At 60.5% G+C, this 23,580-nt stretch carries 25 protein-coding genes, 3 tRNA genes and 1 pseudogene; 15 read left to right on the top strand and 14 right to left on the bottom strand.

What is annotated here, in order from left to right; genetic code table 11:
- Positions 1-54: 54 nt before the first annotated feature.
- The 3 genes from D1223_RS05225 to D1223_RS05215 form a co-directional block, all read right to left on the bottom strand.
- Positions 55-954: a hypothetical protein gene (locus D1223_RS05225; RefSeq protein WP_147372688.1), complete on the bottom strand. Its 900-nt coding sequence runs from the start codon at positions 952-954 to the stop codon at positions 55-57.
- A 70-nt stretch (positions 955-1,024) separates the two neighbouring features.
- Positions 1,025-2,881 carry an AMP-binding protein gene (locus D1223_RS05220; RefSeq protein ID WP_119375377.1) on the bottom strand — a complete coding sequence of 619 codons (1,857 nt, stop codon included), beginning with the start codon at positions 2,879-2,881 and terminating at the stop codon, positions 1,025-1,027.
- A gap of 122 nt (positions 2,882-3,003) precedes the next feature.
- A complete protein-coding gene (locus D1223_RS05215) occupies positions 3,004-4,572 on the bottom strand; it encodes a long-chain-fatty-acid--CoA ligase (protein WP_119375376.1) in 1,569 nt (522 codons plus the stop codon).
- A gap of 119 nt (positions 4,573-4,691) precedes the next feature.
- Here D1223_RS05215 and D1223_RS05210 point away from each other — a divergent pair, with 119 nt between their 5' ends.
- On the top strand, positions 4,692-5,642 hold the full coding sequence (locus tag D1223_RS05210) for a glutathione S-transferase (protein WP_119375375.1): 951 nt from the start codon (positions 4,692-4,694) through the stop codon (positions 5,640-5,642).
- 7 nt (positions 5,643-5,649) lie between these two features.
- Here D1223_RS05210 and D1223_RS05205 read toward each other — a convergent pair whose 3' ends face one another.
- Entirely contained in the window at positions 5,650-6,591 is a 942-nt protein-coding gene (locus D1223_RS05205) for an ABC transporter ATP-binding protein (protein ID WP_119375374.1), read from the bottom strand.
- A gap of 46 nt (positions 6,592-6,637) precedes the next feature.
- Positions 6,638-7,279, bottom strand: a complete 642-nt coding sequence (locus tag D1223_RS05200) for a glutathione S-transferase family protein (RefSeq protein ID WP_119375373.1) — start codon at positions 7,277-7,279, stop codon at positions 6,638-6,640.
- A 120-nt stretch (positions 7,280-7,399) separates the two neighbouring features.
- On the opposite strand from D1223_RS05200, the gene D1223_RS05195 reads away from it, so the two are divergent.
- Positions 7,400-7,597: a zinc-finger domain-containing protein gene (locus D1223_RS05195; RefSeq protein ID WP_119375372.1), complete on the top strand. Its 198-nt coding sequence runs from the start codon at positions 7,400-7,402 to the stop codon at positions 7,595-7,597.
- 15 nt (positions 7,598-7,612) lie between these two features.
- Here the strand turns inward: D1223_RS05195 and D1223_RS05190 are convergent, their stop codons facing one another.
- A complete protein-coding gene (locus tag D1223_RS05190; protein ID WP_119375371.1) occupies positions 7,613-8,422 on the bottom strand; it encodes a WecB/TagA/CpsF family glycosyltransferase in 810 nt (269 codons plus the stop codon).
- 47 nt (positions 8,423-8,469) lie between these two features.
- Positions 8,470-9,516 carry a phage shock protein operon transcriptional activator gene (gene pspF / locus D1223_RS05185; protein ID WP_119375370.1) on the bottom strand — a complete coding sequence of 349 codons (1,047 nt, stop codon included), beginning with the start codon at positions 9,514-9,516 and terminating at the stop codon, positions 8,470-8,472.
- Between the two features lie 209 nt (positions 9,517-9,725).
- On the opposite strand from pspF, the gene D1223_RS18915 reads away from it, so the two are divergent.
- From D1223_RS18915 to D1223_RS18720, 5 genes are all read left to right on the top strand, one after another.
- Entirely contained in the window at positions 9,726-9,866 is a 141-nt protein-coding gene (locus D1223_RS18915; RefSeq protein ID WP_199288194.1) for a hypothetical protein, read from the top strand.
- A 58-nt stretch (positions 9,867-9,924) separates the two neighbouring features.
- The gene (pspA, locus tag D1223_RS05180; protein ID WP_119375369.1) at positions 9,925-10,620 is read left to right on the top strand and encodes a phage shock protein PspA; all 696 of its coding nucleotides are present in this window, start codon (positions 9,925-9,927) and stop codon (positions 10,618-10,620) included.
- A 114-nt stretch (positions 10,621-10,734) separates the two neighbouring features.
- Complete coding sequence (gene pspB, locus D1223_RS05175; RefSeq protein ID WP_119375368.1) at positions 10,735-10,992, top strand: envelope stress response membrane protein PspB; 258 nt, start codon at positions 10,735-10,737, stop codon at positions 10,990-10,992.
- 13 nt (positions 10,993-11,005) lie between these two features.
- Positions 11,006-11,464, top strand: coding sequence for an envelope stress response membrane protein PspC (gene pspC, locus D1223_RS05170; RefSeq protein ID WP_119375367.1), 459 nt, complete (start codon positions 11,006-11,008; stop codon positions 11,462-11,464).
- Positions 11,465-11,556: 92 nt separating this feature from the next.
- Positions 11,557-11,736 (top strand): hypothetical protein, encoded by a 180-nt coding sequence (locus tag D1223_RS18720; RefSeq protein WP_147372686.1) that lies wholly within the window; start codon positions 11,557-11,559, stop codon positions 11,734-11,736.
- A gap of 3 nt (positions 11,737-11,739) precedes the next feature.
- On the opposite strand, the gene mnmD is transcribed toward D1223_RS18720, so the two are convergent.
- A complete protein-coding gene (gene mnmD / locus D1223_RS05165; protein ID WP_119375366.1) occupies positions 11,740-13,569 on the bottom strand; it encodes a tRNA (5-methylaminomethyl-2-thiouridine)(34)-methyltransferase MnmD in 1,830 nt (609 codons plus the stop codon).
- 96 nt (positions 13,570-13,665) lie between these two features.
- Here mnmD and D1223_RS05160 point away from each other — a divergent pair, with 96 nt between their 5' ends.
- The 4 genes from D1223_RS05160 to D1223_RS05145 all read left to right on the top strand — a co-directional run bounded on the left by D1223_RS05160 (position 13,666) and on the right by D1223_RS05145 (position 14,977).
- Complete coding sequence (locus D1223_RS05160) at positions 13,666-13,869, top strand: CsbD family protein (RefSeq protein ID WP_119375365.1); 204 nt, start codon at positions 13,666-13,668, stop codon at positions 13,867-13,869.
- A gap of 80 nt (positions 13,870-13,949) precedes the next feature.
- Positions 13,950-14,237, top strand: a complete 288-nt coding sequence (locus D1223_RS05155) for a GNAT family N-acetyltransferase (protein ID WP_119375364.1) — start codon at positions 13,950-13,952, stop codon at positions 14,235-14,237.
- Positions 14,234-14,509 (top strand): GNAT family N-acetyltransferase, encoded by a 276-nt coding sequence (locus D1223_RS05150; RefSeq protein ID WP_158588410.1) that lies wholly within the window; start codon positions 14,234-14,236, stop codon positions 14,507-14,509. Before D1223_RS05155 ends, D1223_RS05150 begins: the two co-directional genes overlap by 4 nt.
- 15 nt (positions 14,510-14,524) lie before the next feature.
- A complete protein-coding gene (locus D1223_RS05145; RefSeq protein WP_119375362.1) occupies positions 14,525-14,977 on the top strand; it encodes a YcgN family cysteine cluster protein in 453 nt (150 codons plus the stop codon).
- A 23-nt stretch (positions 14,978-15,000) separates the two neighbouring features.
- Here the strand turns inward: D1223_RS05145 and D1223_RS05140 are convergent, their stop codons facing one another.
- On the bottom strand, positions 15,001-16,029 hold the full coding sequence (locus D1223_RS05140; protein ID WP_119375361.1) for a TraB/GumN family protein: 1,029 nt from the start codon (positions 16,027-16,029) through the stop codon (positions 15,001-15,003).
- Between the two features lie 137 nt (positions 16,030-16,166).
- Between D1223_RS05140 and D1223_RS05135 the strand changes: the two genes are divergently transcribed.
- Positions 16,167-16,243, top strand: a tRNA-Arg gene (locus tag D1223_RS05135).
- 113 nt (positions 16,244-16,356) lie between these two features.
- Here D1223_RS05135 and D1223_RS05130 read toward each other — a convergent pair.
- Both D1223_RS05130 and D1223_RS05125 read right to left on the bottom strand, forming a co-directional pair.
- Entirely contained in the window at positions 16,357-17,745 is a 1,389-nt protein-coding gene (locus D1223_RS05130; protein ID WP_119375360.1) for an alginate export family protein, read from the bottom strand.
- Between the two features lie 86 nt (positions 17,746-17,831).
- A complete protein-coding gene (locus D1223_RS05125) occupies positions 17,832-19,628 on the bottom strand; it encodes a methyl-accepting chemotaxis protein (RefSeq protein ID WP_119375359.1) in 1,797 nt (598 codons plus the stop codon).
- Between the two features lie 475 nt (positions 19,629-20,103).
- Between D1223_RS05125 and D1223_RS05120 the strand changes: the two genes are divergently transcribed.
- On the top strand, positions 20,104-20,751 hold the full coding sequence (locus tag D1223_RS05120; RefSeq protein ID WP_119375358.1) for a TetR/AcrR family transcriptional regulator: 648 nt from the start codon (positions 20,104-20,106) through the stop codon (positions 20,749-20,751).
- Between the two features lie 5 nt (positions 20,752-20,756).
- Here D1223_RS05120 and D1223_RS05115 read toward each other — a convergent pair.
- Together D1223_RS05115 and D1223_RS05110 are read right to left on the bottom strand one after the other, a co-directional pair.
- Positions 20,757-20,830: transfer RNA gene (locus D1223_RS05115), tRNA-Gly, on the bottom strand.
- 231 nt (positions 20,831-21,061) lie between these two features.
- Positions 21,062-21,146 (bottom strand) — tRNA-Tyr (locus D1223_RS05110).
- A gap of 98 nt (positions 21,147-21,244) precedes the next feature.
- On the opposite strand from D1223_RS05110, the gene rlmB reads away from it, so the two are divergent.
- Together rlmB and D1223_RS05100 are read left to right on the top strand one after the other, a co-directional pair.
- A complete protein-coding gene (gene rlmB / locus D1223_RS05105) occupies positions 21,245-22,018 on the top strand; it encodes a 23S rRNA (guanosine(2251)-2'-O)-methyltransferase RlmB (RefSeq protein ID WP_119375357.1) in 774 nt (257 codons plus the stop codon).
- Positions 22,015-22,884, top strand: a pseudogene (locus D1223_RS05100) (alpha/beta fold hydrolase). Before rlmB ends, D1223_RS05100 begins: the two are co-directional and overlap by 4 nt.
- Positions 22,885-22,888: 4 nt before the next feature.
- On the opposite strand, the gene D1223_RS05095 reads toward D1223_RS05100, so the two are convergent.
- Positions 22,889-23,413 carry a flavodoxin domain-containing protein gene (locus tag D1223_RS05095; protein WP_119375356.1) on the bottom strand — a complete coding sequence of 175 codons (525 nt, stop codon included), beginning with the start codon at positions 23,411-23,413 and terminating at the stop codon, positions 22,889-22,891.
- Between the last annotated feature and the right edge of the window lie 167 nt (positions 23,414-23,580).

The raw sequence follows: 23,580 nt of genomic DNA, 5'->3' as shown, positions 1-23,580 counted from the left end.
CCTACTGCTGTTGCTTGCGATGCGTAAGACTTGGGGAGGGCAAAAATTGGGCGGTCAGTAGCCGGTGTAGCGGTAAAGCGTGTAGCGCCAGCGCCCGCTCGACACCTGGTACAGGGCTTCCGCCCAGAGCCTGCCCCGCGTTTCTGCCGGCAGGGCTTCGACCTTGTCGAGAATATCGGTTGTCAGCGAACAGAAATTCGTATCAGCCAGAACCGAATCCATCTCGCTACGCGTCTTTCCCTCCGTCGTGAGCAGCATCACGATCTGCGGATGGGTCACCAGGGCCAGGCCAAGCGCCTGCAGGGACTGCTGGTCGTCATGGGTTAGAGGACCGTAGGACTTCGGCGAGGTGCGTGCATCCTGAATCGCATCGAGCAGGATGCCATTCACGCCAAGCGCATATTCATAGAGACCGGCGCCATGGCCCACCCGGTCAAAGATGGTGCGATAGAGTTGCTGCTCTGAAAGGCCCGCAAACATCATGAGGTCATTGCCCATGCAGTATGGCGCGCCAGACCGCTGGAGGGCATCGAGCTGTGCCTGCGAGAGGTCGACGATGGAATCGAAATAGCGCACATCCGCCCTGGCCAGACGGTCGACGCTGCCAGCGATCTCCTTCACCCCTGCCTGCAGTACGATCAGGCCAAGCTCGACCTCGTCGGCATCCCGGCGAAGCGCCCGTCGAATGCTGGTTTCAAGATCGGCTGCCGCCGATGGGAAAGTGCGTCTCAGTTTGCGGATATAGGTGCGCGTAGCCTCGTCGCTGAAGGCGCTGTCCAGCACGCTATCCGACGGCGTACTGGCGCTGGCTTCGGCTTCGACTACGGATTTTCCCGGGCCGGTCAGGGACGGCGCGTACAGCGCGCCGAAGAATAATGCGGCAACGAGGCCGGTTACACCGAGGCCGAAGCCCAGGCCCAGTCCCTTCTGCGTGCTGCTTCGCGCGTCAAACATGACGGTCCGCTCCGGTTCTGCACTCATCAGCAGACTAAGTGTAGAACGGAAAATCCTGCAAACCGGTTACTCAGGGTTCGACAACGCCCGGCCCCGGCGGATCAGTGTAAATGCTTTTGACCAGATCCGTCCGCCGGTCGATGACGGCGCGCTGGTTCACATAACCCTTGTCCGTGATTTCGCCTGCGTCGATGGATGGCGGTTCGGTCATGACAAGGAACCGCTTGATGCGCCTTGAAGATCCCTTTTCCTTCGCATTGAACGCTCGAACCTTCTCCGTCAGCTCGCCAGTCAGCCGGATGAAGGCCTTCTGCATGTCACCGCCCGCTTCCTTGACATAGGTCTCGAAGGTCGCCTGCGACGGCCAGAACATCGCGCCAGCGAAATCCTTGTCCTGTCCGGTCAGAACAGCATCGAAGACCAGCGGCGAGCAGGCCGCGACAAGGTCCGGCCGCAGCGTGCCAACGCTGACCCAGGTACCCGTGGACAGTTTGAAGTCCTCGCCGACGCGTCCGTCGAAGATGATGCCCTTGTTGGGGTCATTTTCGTCGACCATGATCGCCGCATCGCCGAGTTTGTAATAGCCTTCCTCATCGAAGGTCTCGGCATTCTTCTCGGGCATGTTCAGATAGCCGCTCATCACGCTCGGGCCTTTGACGCGCACTTCCATCTTGGAGCCATTCGGCACCAGTTTCAGCGTCATTCCGGGCAGCGGCAGCCCAATCAGGCCGACGCGGTCGACGACCCAGTGAACGACCGTGATGCCCTGGGTCTCCGTGGCGCCATACATGGTGACAATCGGAATTCGCTTGCCCGTGGCCTTGATGGCGAGAGCCTGCAGCCGGTCATAGAGGTCGTCTGACAGGGTGGCGCCGCCATAGCCGATCGAGCGCATATTCTTGAAGAAGGCTTCCAGCAGGTCGTCATCATGCTCCATGGCATCGGCCAGCATGGACAGGGCGATTGGGGCTGTCCCGAAACTGGAAGGGCTGACTTCCCGGATATTGCGGATCGTTTCGCCAAAAAGCTGTGGCGTCGGCTTGCCGCCATCGATCCAGAACGTCGCGCCATTCCACAGCGCACCATTGAAGTTCACGTTCGACCCGGAGATGTGATTCCAGGGCAGCCAGTCGAGGACGTCATGTACTTCGTCCGGATCATAATCCGGGTCGCGCTCGTCGTCGCGCAGGCCGTCCTGCCCCGCGATCATCGAGCACATGGCGCCCTGCGTCGTCGGCACAGGTTTGGGCATGCCAGTCGAGCCGGATGTGAAGAGGTATTTCGCAACGCTGTCATCGTTCAGCTTCGACATGGCCTCGGACACGGCTGCCGTGGGCTCAGTCGCAGCCAGTTCGTCGAAGGAGCGGATCTCGTTGGTCGCACCTTCCTTGGCGAAGACCGTGCAACCGTGATCGCCAAGCGCGTCCAGCGCCGGTTTGAAAGGCTCCACCTGCTGCACAAAAATCGCCTTGGGCTTCACCGCACCAAAGCAGTGTTTCAGCTTCCCGAAGTCGCTGGACATTGTGGAGTAGGGCACAGAGATCGGCGCCGCAGGTGCCCCGATCTTCTGGGCCGCCAGGATCACGAGCGCGCTCTCAATCGAGTTGCCTGACAGGATCATGACCGGCGCATCAGGACCAGCGCCCATGTCGAGGAGTGCCTGCGCCAGTGAATCGACCTTTTTCTTGCCTTCGCCATAGGTCAGGGCGCGCCATTCATCGGTCTGCGGGTCGCGCTGCTTCAGCCACACCCGGTCGGGATGTTCGCTTGCCCGTTCATCAAGACAATGCGGTATGGTTTTCGGACGGTCGCCCGGTGCCTGGCGTGGTGTCAGATAGATCGTCCCGTCCGGCTTGCGGACCATTTCGATGTCCGGCTCTTTCTGTGGCAGGGGGCGGAAGGGCGGCAGCGCCTGTCCGTCGGCCATGGTGGTCTCCCTTCGATGTCGTGTTTTGCGGAATAGTACCCGTGGCAAAACCAATTCCAAGCGAAACCGGAATATGACCTTGCGTCACGCGCCGCCGACCCTATCGAAACTGACAGGGAAAATTAGCTGACGCGCCGGTCAGTGCCTTCCCAGTAGGGCTCGCGCAGGTCCTTGCGGAGGATTTTTCCTGACGGATTGCGCGGCAAGGCGTCCGCGAAGTCGACCGATTTCGGACATTTGTAACCGGCGATCTTTTCGCGCGTCCAGGCGATGATGTCCTCAGCGGTAGCCTGCTCGCCCTCTTTCAGGACGACAATAGCCTTGACCTCCTCGCCCCACTTTTCGCTTGGGATGCCGATCACAGCAACGTCGGCGACGGCAGGATGACCAAACACGGCGTTCTCGACCTCGGCCGGGTAGACGTTCTCGCCGCCGGACACGATCATGTCCTTGATGCGGTCATGGATGTAGAGAAAGCCGTCCTCGTCAACATAGCCGGCATCTCCCGTATGGAAGAACCCGCCTTCGAGGGCCTCGTCAGTGGCTTCTTCCCGGTGCCAGTAGCCCTTCATCACGAACCCGCCCTTGATGACGATTTCGCCGACCTCGCCGGTGGGAAGCGGTTTGTCATCGCCATCGACAACTCGAACCACTGATGTGGGATAGGGCACACCGCAGGAGCGCAGTTTGCCCCAAGAGGGATCATGCGCTTCGGGCGGCAGATAGGTGCCAAGGCCGACCGTCTCCGTCAGGCCGTAAAGCTGGGTAAACTTCGCGCCGAACAGGTCCACCGCGCGTTTCAGCAAGTCTTCCGCAATCGGCGAGGCGCCATAGGAAATCGTCTTCAGGCTTGAGAAGTCGCGATCATCCACACCCGGATACTGGCTCAGCATCAGGATCACGGCAGGCACCCAGAAAGTGTGGTTGACCTTGTGCTCTTCCACCAGGTCCAGGATGACCTTCGGGTCGATTTCGCGCAGGACCACCGTCTTGGCGCCCTGCGCTGTTGCGAGAATGCCGATATTGCAGCCTGCCACGTGGAAAAGCGGCATGGCGTTCATCACCACCTCACCTTCTTCATAAGCTGACCAGGCCAGCTTTCCGGCTTCCTCGAAGACGGCGCGGTAGTTGTCATTTGTCAGCATCACACCTTTGGGCAGGCCGGTCGTGCCGGAGGTATAGAGCTGGATGACATCGTCACTGCCTTGCGGTGAGATGCCCGGCGCATCCGTATTCTGGCTGTCGCGCCAGTCTGCGTAGGCAGGCCATTCCTCATGTCCGCCATCGATCGCGATAATCTGCTTCAGCTCCGGGCATTGGCTCGCAATCTTCGTCGCTGCCTCGTAAAAATCAGCCGAGACGAAAAGGATTTTCGACTCGCTATCGGAAAGAATGAACTGCATTTCCGGCGGAGCGAGACGATTGTTGATGCCGGTCATGGCGGCGCGCGCCTTGGCGCAACCGAAAAGCATCTCGTAATAGACCGCCATGTTCTTGCCGAGATAAGCGACGCGGTCGCCAGGCTGTACACCGAGTGCAACAAGACCATTGGCGACCTGGTTGGCGCGCGTGTCGAGTTCGCCGAAAGTGGTGGTCTCACCTTCGAACCAGAAAGCCGGCTTTTCGGGTATGCGTCCGGCCTGGACGCGCGGAATGTCGGCAAGATGCGGCATCGCAACGGGGTCGAGCATGATCTGGGCTTCCTCTTGTGCTTCTCTGTATATCGTTTACCGCATGAAGGCGTTTTCACTAGGTAGGGCAAGCCCTCGAAACTGACAGGGCCTTGAAAGCATAGGGGTTGATAAAAGATATGGCTGGTCCGCAATCGATTATCCTGCACCATTATGACCGGTCTCCGTTCTCGGAGAAAGTCCGGCTGGCCTTGCGTATGAAGAACCTTGGCTGGGCGGGCGTCGAAATCCCGAACATCATGCCGAAGCCACTTCTGATGCCGTTGACCGGTGGTTACCGGAAGACCCCTGTGATGCAGATCGGCGCGGACATTTTCTGTGACACCGCCCTCATCCTGCGCGTTCTGGAAGAACGCTTTCCCTTGCCAGGCATCGAGCTGCCCGGCCATGAAGGCCTGTCCAGCATGATCGGTTCATGGGCGGATGGGAAGTGGTTCCAGACGAGCGTTGCCGTGATCTTCGGAGCCCTGGGCGACCAGGTGCCGGAAGACTTCAAGAAAGACCGTACGGCCATGAGCGGCCGGGAATTCGACACCAAGGCCATGGCCGCTGTCGCTCCGATGCTGCGCGATCAGTGGCGCGCCCAGCTGATGTGGGTTGAAGAACGCCTGCAGGGCGGACACGGGGCAGGTGGCGGTCAGTGGATCATCGGCATGAAACCTGGCCTGGTCGATGTGCATGTTCACATGAATCTCTGGTTCATGGAACAGAACCTGCCCGACTTCCTGGAGACCTGTCTCCAGTCCGCGCCGCGGACCAAGGACTGGTATGAGCGCATGAAGGAAATCGAGGGGCAGGCGCCGGAGTCGATCACCGGCGAGCAGGCCATCGAAATTGCACGCAAAGCGGCACCGCGCCTCAAGGCGGCCAAGACCGACGGCGAGCTGCAGGAATTCGAGCCGGGTGAGAAAGTCGCTGTCGCGCCGGATGATTATGGCCGCGACTGGGTTGAGGGCGAGATCGTCATTGCGGCTGCGGACCGGATCATCCTGCACCGCCATGACGACCAGGCCGAAACGATCCATGTTCACTTCCCGCGAACGGGCTTCATGGTCCGGCGCGTCGACTAGGCCCTGATCAGGCCGGCTCGCTCGTCATCGCGACGAATACGTCTTCCAGGTTCGGCTGGTCGGTCGACAGATCGGCCACGCCGACCCCGGCTTCCCGCACCTGTTCAAGCAGCCGACCGATGCCGGTCTCGCTGTTGCGATAGGCAATCTCGAGATCGCCGGAATTCAGCAGCTTCGCATCGAGATGGCTCAGGCTTTCCGGTATGGCGTTGAGCGGCTCGCGCGGGGTCACACGCAGGATACGCTGGTCGAGGCGTTTCAGCAGCTGGCTGGTCGGCTCGCAGGCGATGATTTCGCCATGGTTGACGATGGCGATCTGGTCGCAGAGTTCCTCGGCTTCTTCCAGATAGTGAGTGGTCAGTATGATCGTCGTCCCGGCGTCATGCAGGCGGCGGACATATTGCCAGAGCGAGCGGCGAAGCTCGACATCGACACCAGCGGTCGGCTCGTCGAGGATCAGCACCGGCGGATTGTGAACGAGAGCCTTGGCCACCATCAGGCGGCGCTTCATGCCGCCTGAAAGCTGGCGGACATAGGCATCGCGCTTGTCCAGCAGACCCACGGCTTCAAGAATTTCATCCGTCCGGCGCTCACCCTTCGGAACGCCGTAAAAACCCGCCTGCAACTCAAGTGCCTCTTCGGGCGTGAAGAAGGGGTCCATCGTGATTTCCTGGTTCACGACGCCAATCGCCGCCCGCGAGGCCCGCGGATGCTGATCGATGTCCATGCCCCAGATCTTCGCCTTGCCGCCCGTCTTGGTCACCAGCCCGGCAAGGATGTTGATGAAGGTCGACTTGCCCGCCCCGTTTGGACCCAGCAACCCAAAAATCTGCCCGCGCGGTACTTTGAGATCGATCGACTTGAGTGCGCGCTTCTCGGGCATCTTCCCGGAAGCAGCGTAAACCTTCTCCAGCCCTTCGGCCTCGATGGCATAGTCAGGTGCGGACATGTAGCCTCCATGATCACGTCGAGCGCGTCATATAGGACGCCCAATCCTAAACCTGAACCACCGGGGTTTCTTTTTGCATGTTCTGCGCGCGGATAAAGCCAGGCCGTTCCCGCAGTCGGTCGAGATAGGCTTTGCAGGTCGGCGTGATGCATGGTTCCAGTGGCGGCAGGACGGAGGCCAGCAGGATCGCATATCCGATTGCGATATCGGCCATGGTGAAGCGGTCCGCGGCGATCCACTTTTTGTGCTCGAGCCGCCGCTCGACATGGGTCAGCCGGCCAGAGAACCACATACGGTAGTCGTCTGCCACCTGGGGCTGGCGCCGCGATTTCGGCTCAAGCATCTCGTAGCGCAGCACCAGCGTCTGCGGGAACGTCAGCGTCGCGTCGGAAAAGAACATCCAGTTCAGATAGGCGCCATACTCGGCTTCATCGGGTTTCACGACGAGATCGGTCGGCCCGTACCTGTTGCCCAGATACTCGCAGATGCCGGTCGATTCGGTCATCTTCGCCTGGCCGTCATCGAAGAAGGGGATGGTGCCGAGCGGGTTGATATCGAGATAGGGCTTGTAATGCACGCGCGGCGGGAAAGGCAGGACGATCAGCTCATAGTCCATCTCAAGCTCCTCCATCGCCCAGAGCGGGCGGAAGGAGCGTGCATTGCGGCAGTGGTAGAGTTTCGGTTTCATCGGTCCTCCCGGCGTGGCGCCGCGCCGGTGCCCTCGCCAATTGACGTGCAGGCGCGACAGCGACTACCTATGCGCCAAGCCTCTTTCAGGCAATATTGTCATCGGGGAAGCAGGAACACCATGTCGACAAAGCCACTGCCGGACGCACCGGAAACCATTGTGACCGACGAGCATCGCGTCGCCTGTGATGGCGGCAACGGTCCGCTCGGCCATCCGATCGTCTGGTACGAGATGGGCGATGATGAAATGGTCGAGTGCGGCTATTGCGACCGGCGCTTCGTCCTGCGCGGCGGCCGTTATGATCCCGACGCCAAATAGAACACGATCGGCTGCCTAGCGGCTTTCGGCGCGCTCTCGGCGCTGGCGCCTGTCAGCGAGCCAAAGCGAGAAAATCTTCGGACCATCGATAATGTAGCGCTTCGCCATGCGCTGGGGTTCATTGGTCAGCCGGTGAAGCCACTCAAGCCGCGCGCGGCGCATCCATTCGGGGGCGCGCCGGCTCTTTCCGGTCAGGAAGTCGAGGCTGGCCCCGCAGCAGATACCAACGCCCGTGACGGTGCCGAGCTCGCGAGCTGCTGTCGCAACCATTTCCTGTTGCGGCGAGCCAACACAGATAAAGTGGAAGCGCGCCTTGTTCGTCGCCATGAACTCGGCCGCCTTGCGGATGGCTTCGGGGTTTTTCCGCAGGCCCATGGGCGCATCGTGCCAGCGCACATCGGATAGTCCGAATTTGGCTTTGAGTGCGGTGATCTCGCTTGCTGTGCAGCCCACGACCACGACGGGCTCTTCCGGATCGATCTCGCGTTCGAACAGGGCCTGCACCACATCGGCGCCCGGCGAGGCGGGCAGATCCAGCTTGTCCCATTTCGCCAGGAGTTCGAGAATCCGGCTGTCATTCAGGATCATCCCAGCGCCATCATAGAGCGAGCGCAAGTCGGGCTGGCGCGACAGCCGGACCATGTGGTCGACATTCGGGGTGACGACATACCAGAAGCGGTCGGATTCCAGTGTATGCGCAGCAATCTGCCGCGCGGCCTGGCGAGTCTGCATGGCCTGGAAAGGCAGGCCGAGAAACTCGGTTGAATCGCGGCGCGGCTCGGGGGCGCCGAGTCCTTGCTGAAGAGCGGTCCGGGAAGCCTGCATGGTGAACTCCTTTGCAGGTTGGGATTAAGAAAACGCTGTCAGGCCCGTTAGTCGTCGTCCGGTTTGCCCGGTTTCTTTCCGTAATCGTGTTTCCGCAACAGGCCCCGAAACTGGTGATAGGTCAGTCCAAGGTCTTCAGCGGCTTTTCCCTGATGACCATCATGTGCCGCAAGGGCGGCATCGATCAAGGCGGTTTCAAAAAGTTTAGTCTGCTCGGAAAACGGGCGGCCGAGCTCAGGTTTTGGGATTGAAGGGCGAGCGCGCTCAGGTGGGGCTTCTGGCGTATCTTTCAAGTCCGCAGGCGGACGGAAGGGCGACGCGAACGGATCGAGCGCATCCGGATCGAAGCGGATGGGGTCAGGCGACGGTGTTGCCAGCGCTCGCGCGGTCACGCGCTGGGCGAAGTTTCGCAGCTCACGGACATTGCCCGGCCAGGTATGCGCCTCGATGGCGGCGATGGCCGACGGCGCAAAGCCTGGGAAGTCCTCCATCATCTCGCGCGCCATGCGACGCGCGAAAAAATCGGCCAGCAAGCTTGCATCGCCCTTGCGATAGCGCAGCGGCGGCAGAGTAATGACATCGAAGGCCAGCCGGTCGAGCAGGTCTGCGCGAAACCTGCCGCGCCTGACGGCTGAAGGCAGGTCAATATTGGTTGCGGCCACCACGCGCACATCGGTGGACAGGACCTTCTCACCACCGAGGCGCTGGAACTCGCCATATTCGATGACCCTGAGCAGCTTCTCCTGCACGCGCTGGGAGGCGGTTGCGATCTCGTCGAGAAAGATCGTGCCCCCATTTGCCAGTTCGAACCGGCCCTGCCGGCGGTCCGTTGCGCCGGTAAAGGCGCCACGCTCATGCCCGAAAAGTTCGCTGTCGAGAAGATCATCGGAAAGCGCTGCGCAGTTCACCTTCACATAAGGGCCGTCCCACCGCCGGGACAGGAAGTGTAGCCGCTCGGCGATCAGCTCCTTGCCTGTGCCGCGCTCGCCGATGACCAGCGCAGGCCGGTCAAGCGGGGCGAGCCGCGAGACATGCTCAAGCGCCGACAGCCATTCCGGCGCCTCACCGACAATTTGGGGTGTTTGACCAAGCATGCAGTGAAAATAGCTAAACTCTCGGTCGATTCAACCAACTAAATTCGTCAAAATAGCTAATATTTCTCAAGCCAAAATTCTCTGAATAAAAATAAATAACATAAAAACAAGGTTTTAAGTGGTTACGGCCAAACTGGCACGGTCCTTGAAATAGGAATGGCATACAGGCGATGGGCGTCGCCACAACCGACTGAAGGACTGACAAGAAAATGACCGACCACCGTTATGACACCCGCTACCAGGAAGCCCGCCACAAAGGTGGCCGTTTTGGCCGCTGGCTGGCTTCGCGTCCGGCCGAGTGCTGGATGTTCTTCGCTGCAGGCGTCTTTCTCGGCGGCCTGTTTTTCTAAGCCCTGTAAGAGGCTGTCGTTTCCTCCCCCAATTCACCGAGACTGAAAGGATAATAAAATGGGACTGTTTTCCCGCCTCGGCGACATCATCAACTCCAACATCAACGCGATGCTGGACAGCGCCGAAAACCCAGAAAAGATTGCACGTCTGATCATCCAGGAGATGGAAGACACGCTGGTCGAGGTTCGCACCTCTGCCGCCCGCGCCATGGCCGACAAGAAGGAAATGGAGCGTGAGATCGAGTACTACACCCGTGTCCGCGAAGACTGGGAAACCAAGGCCGGCGTCGCCATCGACAAGGGCCGCGAAGATCTTGCCCGCGGTGCGCTGATTGCCAAGCAAAAAGCCGAAGGCGAGATCGATCGCCGCAAGCATGCGATGGTTGCCGCTGAAGAAGCCTTCGAGAAGCATCAGGACGATCTGTCCAAGCTTCAGGCCAAACTCGACGAGGCCAAGGCCAAGCATCGGGCGCTGATGATGCGCCGCGAAGCTGCCGAGCAACGCATCCGCATGCGCTCGCAGACCTATGACGGCAAGGTGGACGATGCGCTCGCCCGCTACGCCAGCGTGGAACGCAAGGTCGACGAAATGGAAGCCTATGCCGACACGATCAAGGGCCGCGAGCCGAGCCTTGAAGCCCAGTTCGCCGAGCTTGAGCGCGACGAGAAGGTCGAGAAGGAACTCGAAGCCCTGAAGAAGTCGCGTGCCAAGTCGGCATCGAAAACCTCGAAAACAGAAAAGAACGAGGAGTAAGAGACCATGATTTCCTCCCTGATCGTGCTTGCCGCCATTCTATCGGTTATCATCGTTCCCGGCCTCATCCTCCAGCGTGTGGAGAACCAGGCTGAGACGAAGGAAGGCTAAGGTATGGACCCCGAATTTATCGTCGCGATCGTTGCGGTCGTTTCCCTCTTCATCGTGTTTCCGGCAATGGTGTTTCACTACATCACCCTCTGGCGGAAGCAGAACAGCCTGGAGCCGGATGATGAGCGGATGCTGGAAGACCTGTGGCGCTCCGCCAAGGCCATGGAACGGCGCATCGAGACACTCGAAAAGCTGACAGACACACAACCGGACGACGAGATTCCGGCCCCCCGCCGGCCTCGCTCTTCCTTCGACCAATAGGACAAAACTTCAAATGACCCATTCTTCTCACCATCGCCGTTACCGCGACCGTGTGCACGGGGCTGACGAAGACGACATGTTCCGCTCGCGCAACCCCAAGCGCCTCTACCGTTCACGCCATCACCGTGTCTGGGCCGGGGTCTGCGGCGGCATCGCAGAGCGCTTCGGATGGGATCCGATCGTTGTGCGCCTGCTGGCGGTTGCATCCTTCTTCCTGTTCGCCGGTCCGCTGATCTTCATCGCCTATATCGTGATGATCCTGATCGTGCCGAAAGCGCCTCGCGGGTATTCGCACCTGCAGCCTGACGAGGAAGCTTTCTGGCGCGGCGTCTCCGACCGGCCGCGGGCGACCTATTCGGGCCTGAAGTACACCTTCATGGACCTTGAGGACCGCCTCCAGAACCTGGAGCGGAATGTCACCTCCGACGAGTGGCGCCTGCGCCGCGAGTTTCGCAACCTCGAAAAGAACTAACCATGTCGGCTCTCATCCTTCACATGCCCGAACCAGTCCGGCGACCAAGGCCAGAGCCGATTTTCACCAACCCACAAATTCAGGGGTCACAAATGACTAGCAGACTCAGGACAAGCGGAATGATCGCCTTCGGCGCTGCGCTTGTCACCCTTGCAGCCGTCGCCTTCGCAAGTTTTTCGGGCGGGCTGCATATCGAGGCCGGCGGTGTGCACATGACGATGCAGGCCGATCTCGAACGGGGCGTTCAGGTCATCTTCGCAGCGGCTGGCTGACAGCTAGCCGCCGCGCTTCAGGCGCCGCAGAACCTGTCGCATGGGCGATACCGCCCGAAGCGCTGACTGCGTCGCCGGGGCCGGTTCATCAAGGACCAGCCCAGCCAGGATTTCCCCAGCCCAGGGCCCCCAAGTGAAGCCCCGCGAGCCGAACCCGCCAGCAATCAGCAGGTGGCCGGCGAGCGGGGCATCGTCTTTTGGGGATTGCCCATGACGCACACCGTCAAAAACGTCGATCGCCCTCTCATAATCTGGAAGACGTCCGATCAGGGGCAGACGGTCCGGTGTCGTCGCCCTGACGCTGGCCCGGCTCGTGACCTGTCCTTTCCGCGCCTCATGCCACCAGTAAGGTGCCAGCGCGTCCAGGGCATCCATATTCGAAGCGCGCGCCGTTTCGCTTTCCTCAATCGAGCCACCCTCCCAGCGCTCGAACGTCGCCCCCCAGACACGCCTTCGCCCAAGCGCGATGGCGTAGTCTCCCGAAGCTGTGGCCGATGCGGGCGCGTCGACCTCAGTCTCTACGCACTCAACCTGGCCAAGCCGCCCTTCGATATCGAGCCACTTCATGAAAGCGCTAGCCGAGTGACCGGTCGCCAGAATGGTCGGAATATCGTCTTCGAGATCTTCCGGTTCGAGCCTTGTGTGGAATCGGAAATCTGCCCCTTCCAGCAGCGACGGTAGGAGCACATCCGGCTGCAGGATCAGCGCGCCCTTGTACAGCAGGCCGCCGCCCGGCAGGGCTTCCAGATTCTCAAGTCCCAGAGGCGGGTCGGCGAGGACCTTCGAAATCCGTTCGGCTTCCTTCTCATCTTTCGGCCGGTGTACCACCGTTGTCTCCCAGGCGCCCGGCCGTCCGGCATAAAAGCGCCTGGCTGCGAGGTAGGCATCCACCAATAAGCGGGCCTGCACCGTGTCGCCTGCATCAAGCCGCGGCATGACGAGGGCGAGCGGGTTGCCGCTGGCGGCCTTGGCGGGACCGGGGGCTGCATCGATGACTTCGACCGCGATTCCACGGTCGAGAAGGATGCGGGCCGCGCACGCGCCAGCGATGCCTGCCCCGATAATTCTAACCTGCTGGGGCGCCTGACCCATGGGCCGCAGCCCATGGCTGTCGGCAGGCCGGTCGATATCGGCGGGCGCGCGCACTTCAAGGCGTTCGCGCTTGCGCCCGAAACCGGGTTTCTTCTCAACCTCGAAGCCTGCCGCCGACAAGCCGCGCCGAACGCCGCCAGCCACCGTGAACGTCGCCAGAAGCGCGCCTTCGCGGCAACGCTCACGCACATGCGGCCAGAGCGCTTCGCTCCACATGCATTCATTCTTGGCGGGCGAGAATCCATCGAGGAACCAGGCGTCGGCGTGCAGTTCGGACTGCGGCAGTGTCTCGGAAATATCGCCGGTATGCAGCGTCAATGTGATCCGGTCTTCGGGCCAGACGATCCGCTGGACGCCGCACGCACGCTCAGGCCAGGCGTCAATCAGCTTGTCGCTGAAGGCCCGCAATTCCGGCCACGCGGCCAAGGCGCGGCGGGCATCCTCGGCATCCAGGGGAAAGCCTTCGAAGCTGACGAAATGAAGCCATTGATGAGGGTTTCGTGTCTGCTGCCAGAGCTGCCACGCCGCAAGGAAGTTGAGCCCGGTACCAAACCCAAGCTCGGCAACGGTGAAATTCGGTCGTGCGAGCCATCGTTCGGGCAGGCCGCACCCTTGAAGAAAGACCGCTCGGGTTTCTTCCAGGCCGTCGTGGCGTGAGAAATAGACATCGCCGACCCCGTCATCGGCAGGCGTTCCATCCTCTTTCCAGCTCAGCTTTGGTCTTGGCGGCAATCTGGTCATGGCCAGCCCACTAGCATGGCGAATGAATCTCGCGATAGCCGGAACCCGACGCCCATCTGACCCGTTGTTGTAATTGAAATCGAAAGGAGGCCTAAAATGGCCAACGAAAAAGCCAAAGGAATTGGTAAGCAGGTAGAAGGCAAGATCAAGGAAGTCGCCGGCGTTGTAACCGGCAACCGGAAGCTCGAGGCTGAAGGCAAGCTCAAACAGGCCGAAGGCAAGGGCCAGGAAGCTGTCCAGGAGGTCAAGGACGAACTGGGTCTGTCTTCTGACGAAAAGAAGAAGCAGGACGAGGCCTGACCGGCGCAAGATCGCTTGCCATGGTCTGACTATTCATAATACCAGACTGCAATCGAAACGATTTGGTATTGCAGGCCCCGTTGAGCACATTTGAAATTCATCGCAGCGAAACCGATAGTGGCGGTCGCTACTACGTATCCCTCGACGGCCACGTGGCCGAAATGACTTATTCCCGCGCTGGCGAGAGCATCATAATCATTGACCATACCGGCGTTCCTCAGGCGTTGGGCGGGCGGGGCATCGGGCAAGCGCTGGTGAAACGCGCTGTCGACGATGCCCGCGCCGAGGGCCGCAGAATTGTCCCGCTCTGTCCGTATGCGAAGGCGCAGATCGAGAAACACCCCGAATGGCAGGACGTACTAAGATGAGCGACCTCGTTCTCAAGGATTCCGGGCAACGACTGACAGCAGATGTCGAAGGCCATGAGTTGGAAATTCGCTATGGCTGGGCGAAACCGGATGTGATGCGTGTCGACTTTGTCGGCGTGCCATCTGTTCTGGGCGGCAGGGGTCTTGGAACGAAACTCGTCGGCGCGCTGGTTGAAAAGGCGCGCCAGGATGGTTTTCAGCTTCTTCCGGTCTGCGGGTTTGCCAGGGTCCAGCTTCAGCGCCATCCCGAATGGCAGGACGTGGTCCATTAGACCGGGAGCTCGACGATGAGCCGGCCCTTCTGGGAAACGAAACAGCTGTCCGAGCTGACCAGCGAAGAATGGGAGTCACTCTGCGACGGCTGCGGCAAGTGCTGCCTGCTCAAGCTGGAAGACGAGGATACCGGCGAGGTGGCGTATACGCGCCTTCACTGCCGGTTGTTCGATCCCGAGACCTGCAGATGCTCAGATTATGAGCACCGCAAGCAGAAGGTGCCCGACTGCATCATCCTGACACCGCAAAGCGTATCGGACCTCAAATGGATGCCGAAGAGCTGCGCGTATCGAAGGATCAATGAAGGCCGGGGGCTGGCGGATTGGCACCATCTCGTCTGCGGGGATCGCAATCGCATCCATGAAAAGGGGCATTCCGTGCTCGGCCGCACTGTCAGTGAGGACAGCGTGCTCGAGGAAGACCAGATCAACTGGATCATCGACTGGGAAGGCAACCCGCCGGACTGACGCCCGGCGCGCCGGAACGGCGCTTACGGCCCCTCCACCTCATAGCCCTTGTCGCGCAGCATGGTGACGACGCTGTCTGGACCAGCCAGATGGCCGGCGCCGACAGCAACGAAAAAGGTGCCGGTTTCGTCGAGCATTGCCTCGATCTGCGGCACCCAGTTGCTGTTGCGTTTGATAAACAGCGCATCATAGATGCCCTCGCCGCCACCCGTGTCAGGATTGGCGACCAGTGTGCCGAGGCCCTCGACATCGCCATCGGCCCATTCATCCACGACCTGGTCGAGCATCAGCGTAGATTCGTCCAGCGTCAGTGCCGTCTCGTAGAGAAAGGTCTTCTGGACGTCTTCCGGCAGGGTGTCGAAGATATCGGCTTGCACGGCGGCTGTTTCGAGGAAGGCGAAGTCCTTGCCGTCATCCTTCGCGTCGGCGATGAGGACCTGTTCGACACCGGATTCCGGATCAAACCCTTCCGCCTGCAGGTGCGAGACCGACAGGGTGACCGCGACCATCCAGGGCTCCATCGGGTCGAGCGCTGCAATCGGCAGGCCGAGCGGCTCGAGCGCCGTTTCAAGGACGCTGAGATCTTCATCGCTGAGTTGGCCGCTCAGCGTGCGGCCATCGCCGTAGAGACCGCGTTGCACGAAGTCCCGCATCACGGCCTGCTGGCCAGCTTCGCTTTCCATGTCGACTTCGAGAACCAGCGTATCGGCGCTGTCGAAAGCCGCGTCGAATTCGGGCGTGCGCCAGTCGAGATCCGGGCGCAGGATGTGGACCGTGCCGAACAGGTAGATCGTCGTGTCTTCGTCGGACAATGTCCACAGAGCTGGCTCGCCATTGCCCGACGTCTCGCGTGCCTCAGCCAGGGCGGCCTCATACTCTGCGATGATGTCCTCACGGTTGCGCCGCTCGGCCTGCTCGGTGCTGCCTGGTGCGTCAGTTGCGGCGGAGGCTGGTTCATCGCTGCTGGTCGAGGATGGATTGCAGCCTGCAAGCGTGAAGGCCACGGCTGCGGCAGCGACGAGGCCGGCGTACGTTGAAAGTCCTGATTTCATGTCCGTGCAACTTCCTTCTCGAATGCCTTCGGATTGTCTGACGGTATTTTGCACAGACGCTCGAAAGGTAAAAGCTGAAACGGCGTGCTGGCGAGAGATTGCACCGTGAGCCAGCTTCGCTTACAGGGTGGCTCAACGCACCTATAGCTCAGCTGGATAGAGCGCTGCCCTCCGAAGGCAGAGGTCACAGGTTCGAATCCTGTTAGGTGCGCCATTCCTTTCGGCTGCCGCCCGTCATCCCTTTCGAGACAAAAAAAGCCTGCGAGGCCAGGGCCGCGCAGGCTTTAGATGATGAAGTTACCGGTTTCGCCGAGGCGAATCCGGGATCTAGAAGTGAATGTAGAAGTCTACGTAGCCGTAGTGGGTATCGCTGGTGTCCTGGACGTTCGGTGCATCTTTCAGGAAGCTGCCCTTGTTCAGGACGGCGCCGCCAATATCCATCTGCAGGAAGTCCGGGACGATCCAGTAGCGCAGCCGGGCTTCAACCTGGTTGGCACCGAAATCGCCGCTGTTTCCGCTCGCGTCGCGAATACCCGTCTTGGCGAAGCTGTCGGTTTCCTCGTCAAGCCAGACGCTGTGGGCCGAGATAAAGCCGTCGAGACGTTTGGAAGGCTTGAATTCGAACCGGACGCCAAGATCGCGGATATTGTTTCGGCTCAGCGGTCCGAAAAGGGAAGAGGATGGGCCCCATTCCCCGCGGCGGATGCCAAACAGCGTGTCGAAACGGTTGAAATCCGAGGAGTCCGGATCGTCACCGCTGGCAATGTTCCCGACGAGTGCAACGCGCGGCTTGATCGAGGTGTCGAAGGTGTAACCGACTTCTGCGGCGATCGTGTAAGCCGACACGTCAACTTGCGGTGCGGCCGCAGCCGAGGATGTGCGAATGTCACCGGTCTGCCAGGCGCCTTCAAACTCATAGTCGAAAAGACCTGTGCCCTGGTCGGAGTAAATCCGCGCACCAGGCGTCAGCAGGTGACGGTTCCTCGTCGCACGGTCAGAGCGGTCATCCTCGTCGAGGCCGTAGAAATAGAGTTCGACAGTGCTGCGTTCGTTGACGGCCGGCGCGGAGAAGAACGCGCCCCAGAAGCGCAGATCGTCGCCTTCGCGGTCCCACTCGGTCTCATTGTCGAGCAGTTCGCTCTTTGCCGAGGGCAGGCGCTGTTGCGGCAGCGTATAGAAGGCCGTGAACTTCTGCTTGCCGGCACCTTTCCAGTCCGCCTTGACGCCGGTAAAGCCGTTGCCCGTGTTGCGGAAGCCCGGCGTGGCGGCCAGGCGCTTGGATCCTAGATTCATCGTGAAACGGCCGGCTGTCAGCTCCGTGCTTGTTCCGGCGCCGGCGAAGTCCCCCAGCTCAGCAGTGACATAGGCCTGGAGAAGTTCGAACGTGTTCACTTCGGCCGTCGAGAGCGGCGTGTCGGTATCGGCGTCATAAGCGCGAGAATCCTGCAGCGTTCCGCCAAAACGGAAATTGCCGGCATCGTATTCAGCGTTGATGAGCGTCCGGAAGCTCACAAGGCTGTCTTCGGTCGCGCCGCTGGAACGGAAGGCGCCATCAAAGCCTTCGAACCGGGTGCGGAAGGAGCCGTCGATCTTGAAGGCGTCGGAACCGAACGTTTTCTGAAGACTCGGCGCAGAATTCTCCTGAGCCTGGGCAAAGGGGCCCACTGTCGCGGCGCTGGCGCAAGCCAGAGCCGCGAGGATACGGTGTCTTTTCATTGTTATTTCCTTTGGGGTGAGCCGTCCTGGCTCTGAGCTTTTCAAGAAGAGTTCAGGGTTGCAGGAAGCGCGCGGCTCGTGCCCGCTTACCCGCCGACCACGCGCTTGCCACCCGTTGCGGCGACGCTTGTGGTCTGCTGGCGTGCATTGATCGAGTGGATTGCACTCACGCTGGATTGCTCACGCAGCGAGAACTGCGAAACCAGCTGTGCCAGACTGTCGGCAGAACTCGCCAGGTTGCGGGCAGCAGCAGTGCTTTCCTCGACCATGGCGGCATTGTTCTGCGTAACCATCTCGACATTGCTCATCGAGCGGTTGGTTTCCTTGAGATTGTGCGACTGCTGTTCAGCCTTTGTGCTGATCTGCTCGACCAGGGCTGAGACACTGCTGATCCGCTCATTGATGCGTTCAAAGGCAGCGCCTGTCTTGCGCACCATGTCTGCACCATTCGCGACCTGGTTGCTGCTGGTCTGGATGAGGCCCTTGATGTCCTTGGCGGCATCGGCAGAGCGTTGGGCCAGGGCGCGAACCTCGTTGGCGACGACGGCGAAGCCGCTGCCAGCGTCGCCGGCACGGGCTGCTTCCACGCCTGCGTTCAGGGCCAGCAGGTTGGTCTGGAAGGCGATGCCGTCGATGACAGCAATGATCTGCTCTATCTTCTCAGTCGATTCTTCGATGCTGGTCATGGCGTGGACCGCCTGTTTGACGACGGCGCCGCCATCCTGGGTTTCGGCCATGGCTTCAGCAACGTTGCGGTCAGCCTCGGCGGCGCTGCCGGCCGTCTCGCTGAGTGTCGAGGAGATCTCGTTGATCGCCTCGGCAATGCGGGCCATGTCGCCCGCATGATGCTCGGTGCGCTGGGCCAGGTCGTCGGAGGCCGAGCTGATCTCGTTCGAGCCGATGCGGATCGAATGCGCGGACTCGGCAACCGAAGAAAGCGTATCGTGGAGCTGGTCGATCGTGCGATTGAAGTCTTCGCGCAGACCGGCATAGTTTTCGCCAAGCTGGCCGAGTTTGACGGTCAGGTCGCCGCGGGACATACGCTGCAGGCATTCGCCGACCTGCTGGGCCATTTCGATCATTTCCGCATCCGACTGGCGTTTGGCGCGGCTGGTATCGCGAAGCTGGACGGCTGCGCGAGCCAGTTCACCGACATCGTCATTCCGCTCTGCGTGCTGGATTTCGATATCAAGGTCGCCAGCGAGGACTTTCTTGATTGAGCCGCTGATGGCGTCGAGCTCGCTCGAAATCGCCTTTTTGATGACCCGCGCGATCACGAAGGAGCTCAGGCCTGCCAGGATCGCAATCAGGATTGTGATGCCCATGATGGTCGTGGAAAGGCTTTCCTGAGCCACGGCGATCGCGGCTGACTTTGCAATGACCGGATCGCGGATTTCCTCGATGCTGGCGTCAACGATATCGCCCTTCTCCATAATGCGGTTGACGCCTTCGACGCCGGTATTGCCGGACCCGATCACCTGATTGACCGTGGCGACGTACACATCGGCCGCTTTGCTGACGACGAGAAGCTGGGCTTGCTCGGACTGACCCAGCTTGGCCTGGGCTTCGGCTACCGCCTGACGGAAGTCGGTCACATTGCCTTCATAGTCGGCCTTGGTTTCTTCGTTCTGCAGCAGGGCGTAGCGAAACACGTCACGCTCGAGGGACGCAAAATCCTTCTCCAGCAGCGCAGAAGACAGCGCCTGCCCGGCGAGATCGTTGTCTTTCTGAATCATGCCGAGACTGACATAGGAGCCGCCCGCCAGAACTGCGACAAGGCAGAAGCTGAGCAGGATGGCCGAACCGGCCTGGAAGCCCAGCCGCTGACTGATGGATTTTGACTTCAGCCAATAACCCAGACTAAAAAACTTCAGAAACCGCATGATCGGCTATCCCTCAATTAGAGCCGTAGTTCACCATCTGGCAGTCATCCAGGACCATGCGGTTTGGATTTTGCAAATAGACGGCACCCAGAATTGAATACTGATGCTCGATTATGACCGGTAAGTAATTTAATGGTTAAATCGCCTGCGTTGGATTGTGCTAAATGCAGCTCTATCACCCAGTTATGACAGGCAATCCTGGCGTTTCCGCAGCGACCATTGGCTCGAAATTTTTCGCACCTTCGCTTCGGCGGATGATGTAATCCCACGGGTTTTTACTGTTCTTGTCACGTGATCATGCCTCAAGACTTTGTCGGTGTCTCGATGAACTTTTCAAGATTCCGATTCGCTCAAGACAAGCTTTGCAGGGAATTGCCTGACGCCGGATGCATCTGCTGGCACGATAAGACTAGTCATTCTAGCGTGTTGGCCTAGGCTCTCCGGGACGGGCAATCCTTAGTTGGAGGAGGGTGACATGGCAGATTTTGGCGAGCAGGTTTCGCGCAAGGCTGCCATTCTGGACGCAGCAGAAGCGCTGTTTGCCGAGCATGGCTATGACGCTGTCACGCTGCGCGCAATCGCGGCACGCGCGGGAGTCGATGTCGCGCTGGCGAACTACCACTTTGGCCGCAAGCATGAATTGTTCGAGAAGACCTTCCAGCGCCGCGCCGATCTTCTCAATGCCTGGCGGCTCGATGCGCTCAGGGCCTGCCAGGCGGCGGCGTCACCGAGCCAGCCGGGCGTGCGCGACATTATCGACGCCTATCTGCGTCCTTTGCTGACGGGCCCGCATCTCAGCGATCCGGGCTGGCGCAACTATTATGGGATGGTCGCCTATGTGAACAGTTCGACGGTCTGGGGCGGGCAGCTGATGACCCGCTTCTTTGATCCGGCGATCCGCGAGTTCATCAAGGCGCTACGCGCGGCGCTCCCGGATGCGTCCGATGATGCGATCTATTGGGGATATCACTGCCTCTCCGGCGCTCTGACGCTGGCCTTCGCCCAGACCGGGCGACTTGACCACCTGTCGGGCGGCAAGGTGTGTTCGACAGATCTTGAGGGCGGCTACCGGCAAATGGTGGACTTCATAACCGCCGGCTTCGAGCGCATCGCTGTGAAATGAGGTGTTGGAGCGGATAGCGGGAATCGAACCCGCATCCTCAGCTTGGAAGGCTGCTGCACTACCATTGTGCTATATCCGCGCTCCGAGCGGCAGGAGATACTTGGTGGGGCGTCGCGATGCAAGAGCTGAGCGTGGGAGTATGGCAGTGAGGGGCGTTTCTCCGATGACGAGCGAGCAGTCCTGAGCGCGATCCATGTAAGGCGAGCAGCGGTGATACGGGATCAAAAGGAAAAAGCCCCGGCCGGGGCATTCATTCCGTAAAATCAGTCCACCGGACTGATTGTTGGCCCGCAGGGCCACCCGGAATGAATGGTGGAGGGGACAGGATTCGAACCTGTGTACGCTATGCGGGCAGATTTACAGTCTGCTGCCTTTAACCACTCGGCCACCCCTCCAGAGGGTTGTCCTGAGGCGACTGGATTGACGCCCCCGGATCATCGCGCCAAATGCCTGCAACAGCAGTCACCTGCGCACCGAAGCGCGCTTTATAGGGATGAAGCCTATTCCACGCAACCATGAGAAACGCCGATTTGCAGCAGGCTCTGCAGCCGACCCGAACGGGCCAGTCTGGCTATGGGGGCAGCATGCGGTCGAGGCGGCGCTGGCAAACACCAATCGGGAAATCCTGCGCTGCGTCGCAACCGAGAATGCCGCGCGCCGCGTCGGGCTTTCGCAGGCCGAAACACTCGACCCCAAGGCGCTCGACAAGCTCTTGCCGCCGGGGGCTGTGCATCAGGGGCTGGCCGTCAGGGTGAAGCCGCTTGAGGCCGCTTCGCTGGATGATGTCCTTGCCCGGCCTGAGCTGCCAAGGCGTCTGTGCGTGCTCGACCAGATATCGGACCCGCACAATCTTGGCGCCATTTTCCGGTCGGCGGCAGCCTTTGGCGTTGATGGACTCATCCTTCAGACGCGGCACACGCCTGCGATCACCGGCGTGGCGGCCAAGGCGGCTGCGGGCGCTATCGAGACAGTGCCCGAAATCCGCGTGGTCAACATTGCGCGGGCGATCGATCAGCTGGGTGAGGCCGGTTACCACACCGTAGGGCTCGCGGGAGAGGGGATGGAAACCATCTCCGCCGCCGTCCACGGGGCGGGCCGGGTGGCTTTTGTCATGGGCGCAGAGGGTTCAGGCCTCAGGCCAGCCGTCGCCAAGGCCTGCGCGACGCTGGCGCGGATTCCGATGACACCGGGCATGGAAAGCCTGAACGTCTCCAACGCCGCAGCCATTGCCTTCTACGAGGCAATGCGCCAAGAAACCGGCGCATGACACTGCACGGACCTGTTTCACACACATATTTTTCGCAACGCCTCAAGCTTCACTATGTCGATTAGGGCAATGAGAGCGCACCGCCGCTCCTGCTCGTCCATGGCGGGCGGGATCACTGCCGCAGCTGGGACTGGGTAGCCGAAGAGCTTCGCCATGACTGGCACGTCATCGCGCCGGACCTGCGCGGCCATGGCGACAGTGCCTGGTCGCCCGAAGGCAACTACAACATGCAGGCCTACATCTACGATCTGGCGCAGCTGATCCACCAGCTGAAGCTTGCGCCGGTCACGATCGTGTCGCACTCGCTCGGCGGGAATATCTGCCTTCGCTACACGGGGCTCTATCCTGAGAACGTCAGGAAGCTCGTCGCCATTGAGGGCCTCGGCCCGAGTCCGAACATGATTGCCGAGCGTGAGAAGACGCCCTGGCAGGACCGGTTCCGAAAGATGATCGAGGACAAGCGAGCCCTGTCCGGGCGCCAGCCAAAACGCTATGAGAGCCTCGAGCAGGCCTATGCCCGGATGAAGGAGGAGAACAGCTTCCTGTCCGAAGAGCAGGCCCGGCACCTCACCATCAACGGGATCGCCCGTAACGAGGACGGAACCTATTCCTGGAAGTTCGACAACTATCTACGCGTCTGGAATTCCGTCGACATCACACTCGAGCAGATCCATGAACTCTGGTCGTCCATCACCTGTCCGACGCTTTTGCTTTACGGCGAGAAGAGCTGGGCATCGGATCCGTTAAAGGATGGGCGGTCGAAGTACTTCCGTAATGCGGAGGTTAAACTCTTCCCCGATGCGGGCCACTGGCTCCATCATGACCAGTTCGACCTGTTCATGAAGACGTTGCGGGACTTCCTCTAGGGCCTCAGTCCAGCCAGCTATCCAGCCAGGCGCCGAGATCTTCCCAGTCCGTGTATTCCTTGTCTTTGCCCGTATCGGCATCCGGATCTTTCGCTGCGATAATCCTTTTCATGATCAGTCGCGTGAAGATGTCGTACTCGGATGGCATGTACGCACCCGCAACATGTTTGCAGGCCTTGGGCTGCCAGCCCGTGGCTTCGCGGAAATCGTCCAGGATGTGATCCAGGCTTCTCCAGTCGTCGGCATCGTGACCGGCTGCAACCAACGACACCGATATAAACCGGGTCGGGAGGGCATTCAGCTTTTCGGCATTGTCTGAAACGAATTTGATCAGCGCCTTCGGATAGTGGCCAACATGAATCGGGGCTGCCAGCAGGATGGCGTCAAACCGCTCCAGCCCGATCTCGCTCGCGTCTCGCAACGCCAGCAGCTCCACCGCATGCCCCTCATCGACAGCCCGGTCGGCGAGAAACCTGGCAATCGTCCGGGTTTGTCCTTCCTTGGTGGCATAACCAATCAGAAGCTTCATGGTTCGGACTCCTCGCGCCTAAAGCCAGGTTCGGCGCGAAAAACCCTAGCCCTGAAGCAAGCGCTCCAAAATCCGGGAAAATACGCATCCGGGCGACCTCCGGGCATTGCGCGGCCTGACTGTCCGGCCACTACCACCGTTCGGCCACATGCGGCATACTGGCGTGT

This window comes from Henriciella mobilis (assembly GCF_003576285.1).
Lineage (GTDB): Bacteria > Pseudomonadota > Alphaproteobacteria > Caulobacterales > Hyphomonadaceae > Henriciella > Henriciella mobilis.
The sequence above is the reverse complement of the archived record's forward strand: the minus strand, read 5'-3'. Positions and strand labels throughout refer to the sequence as shown.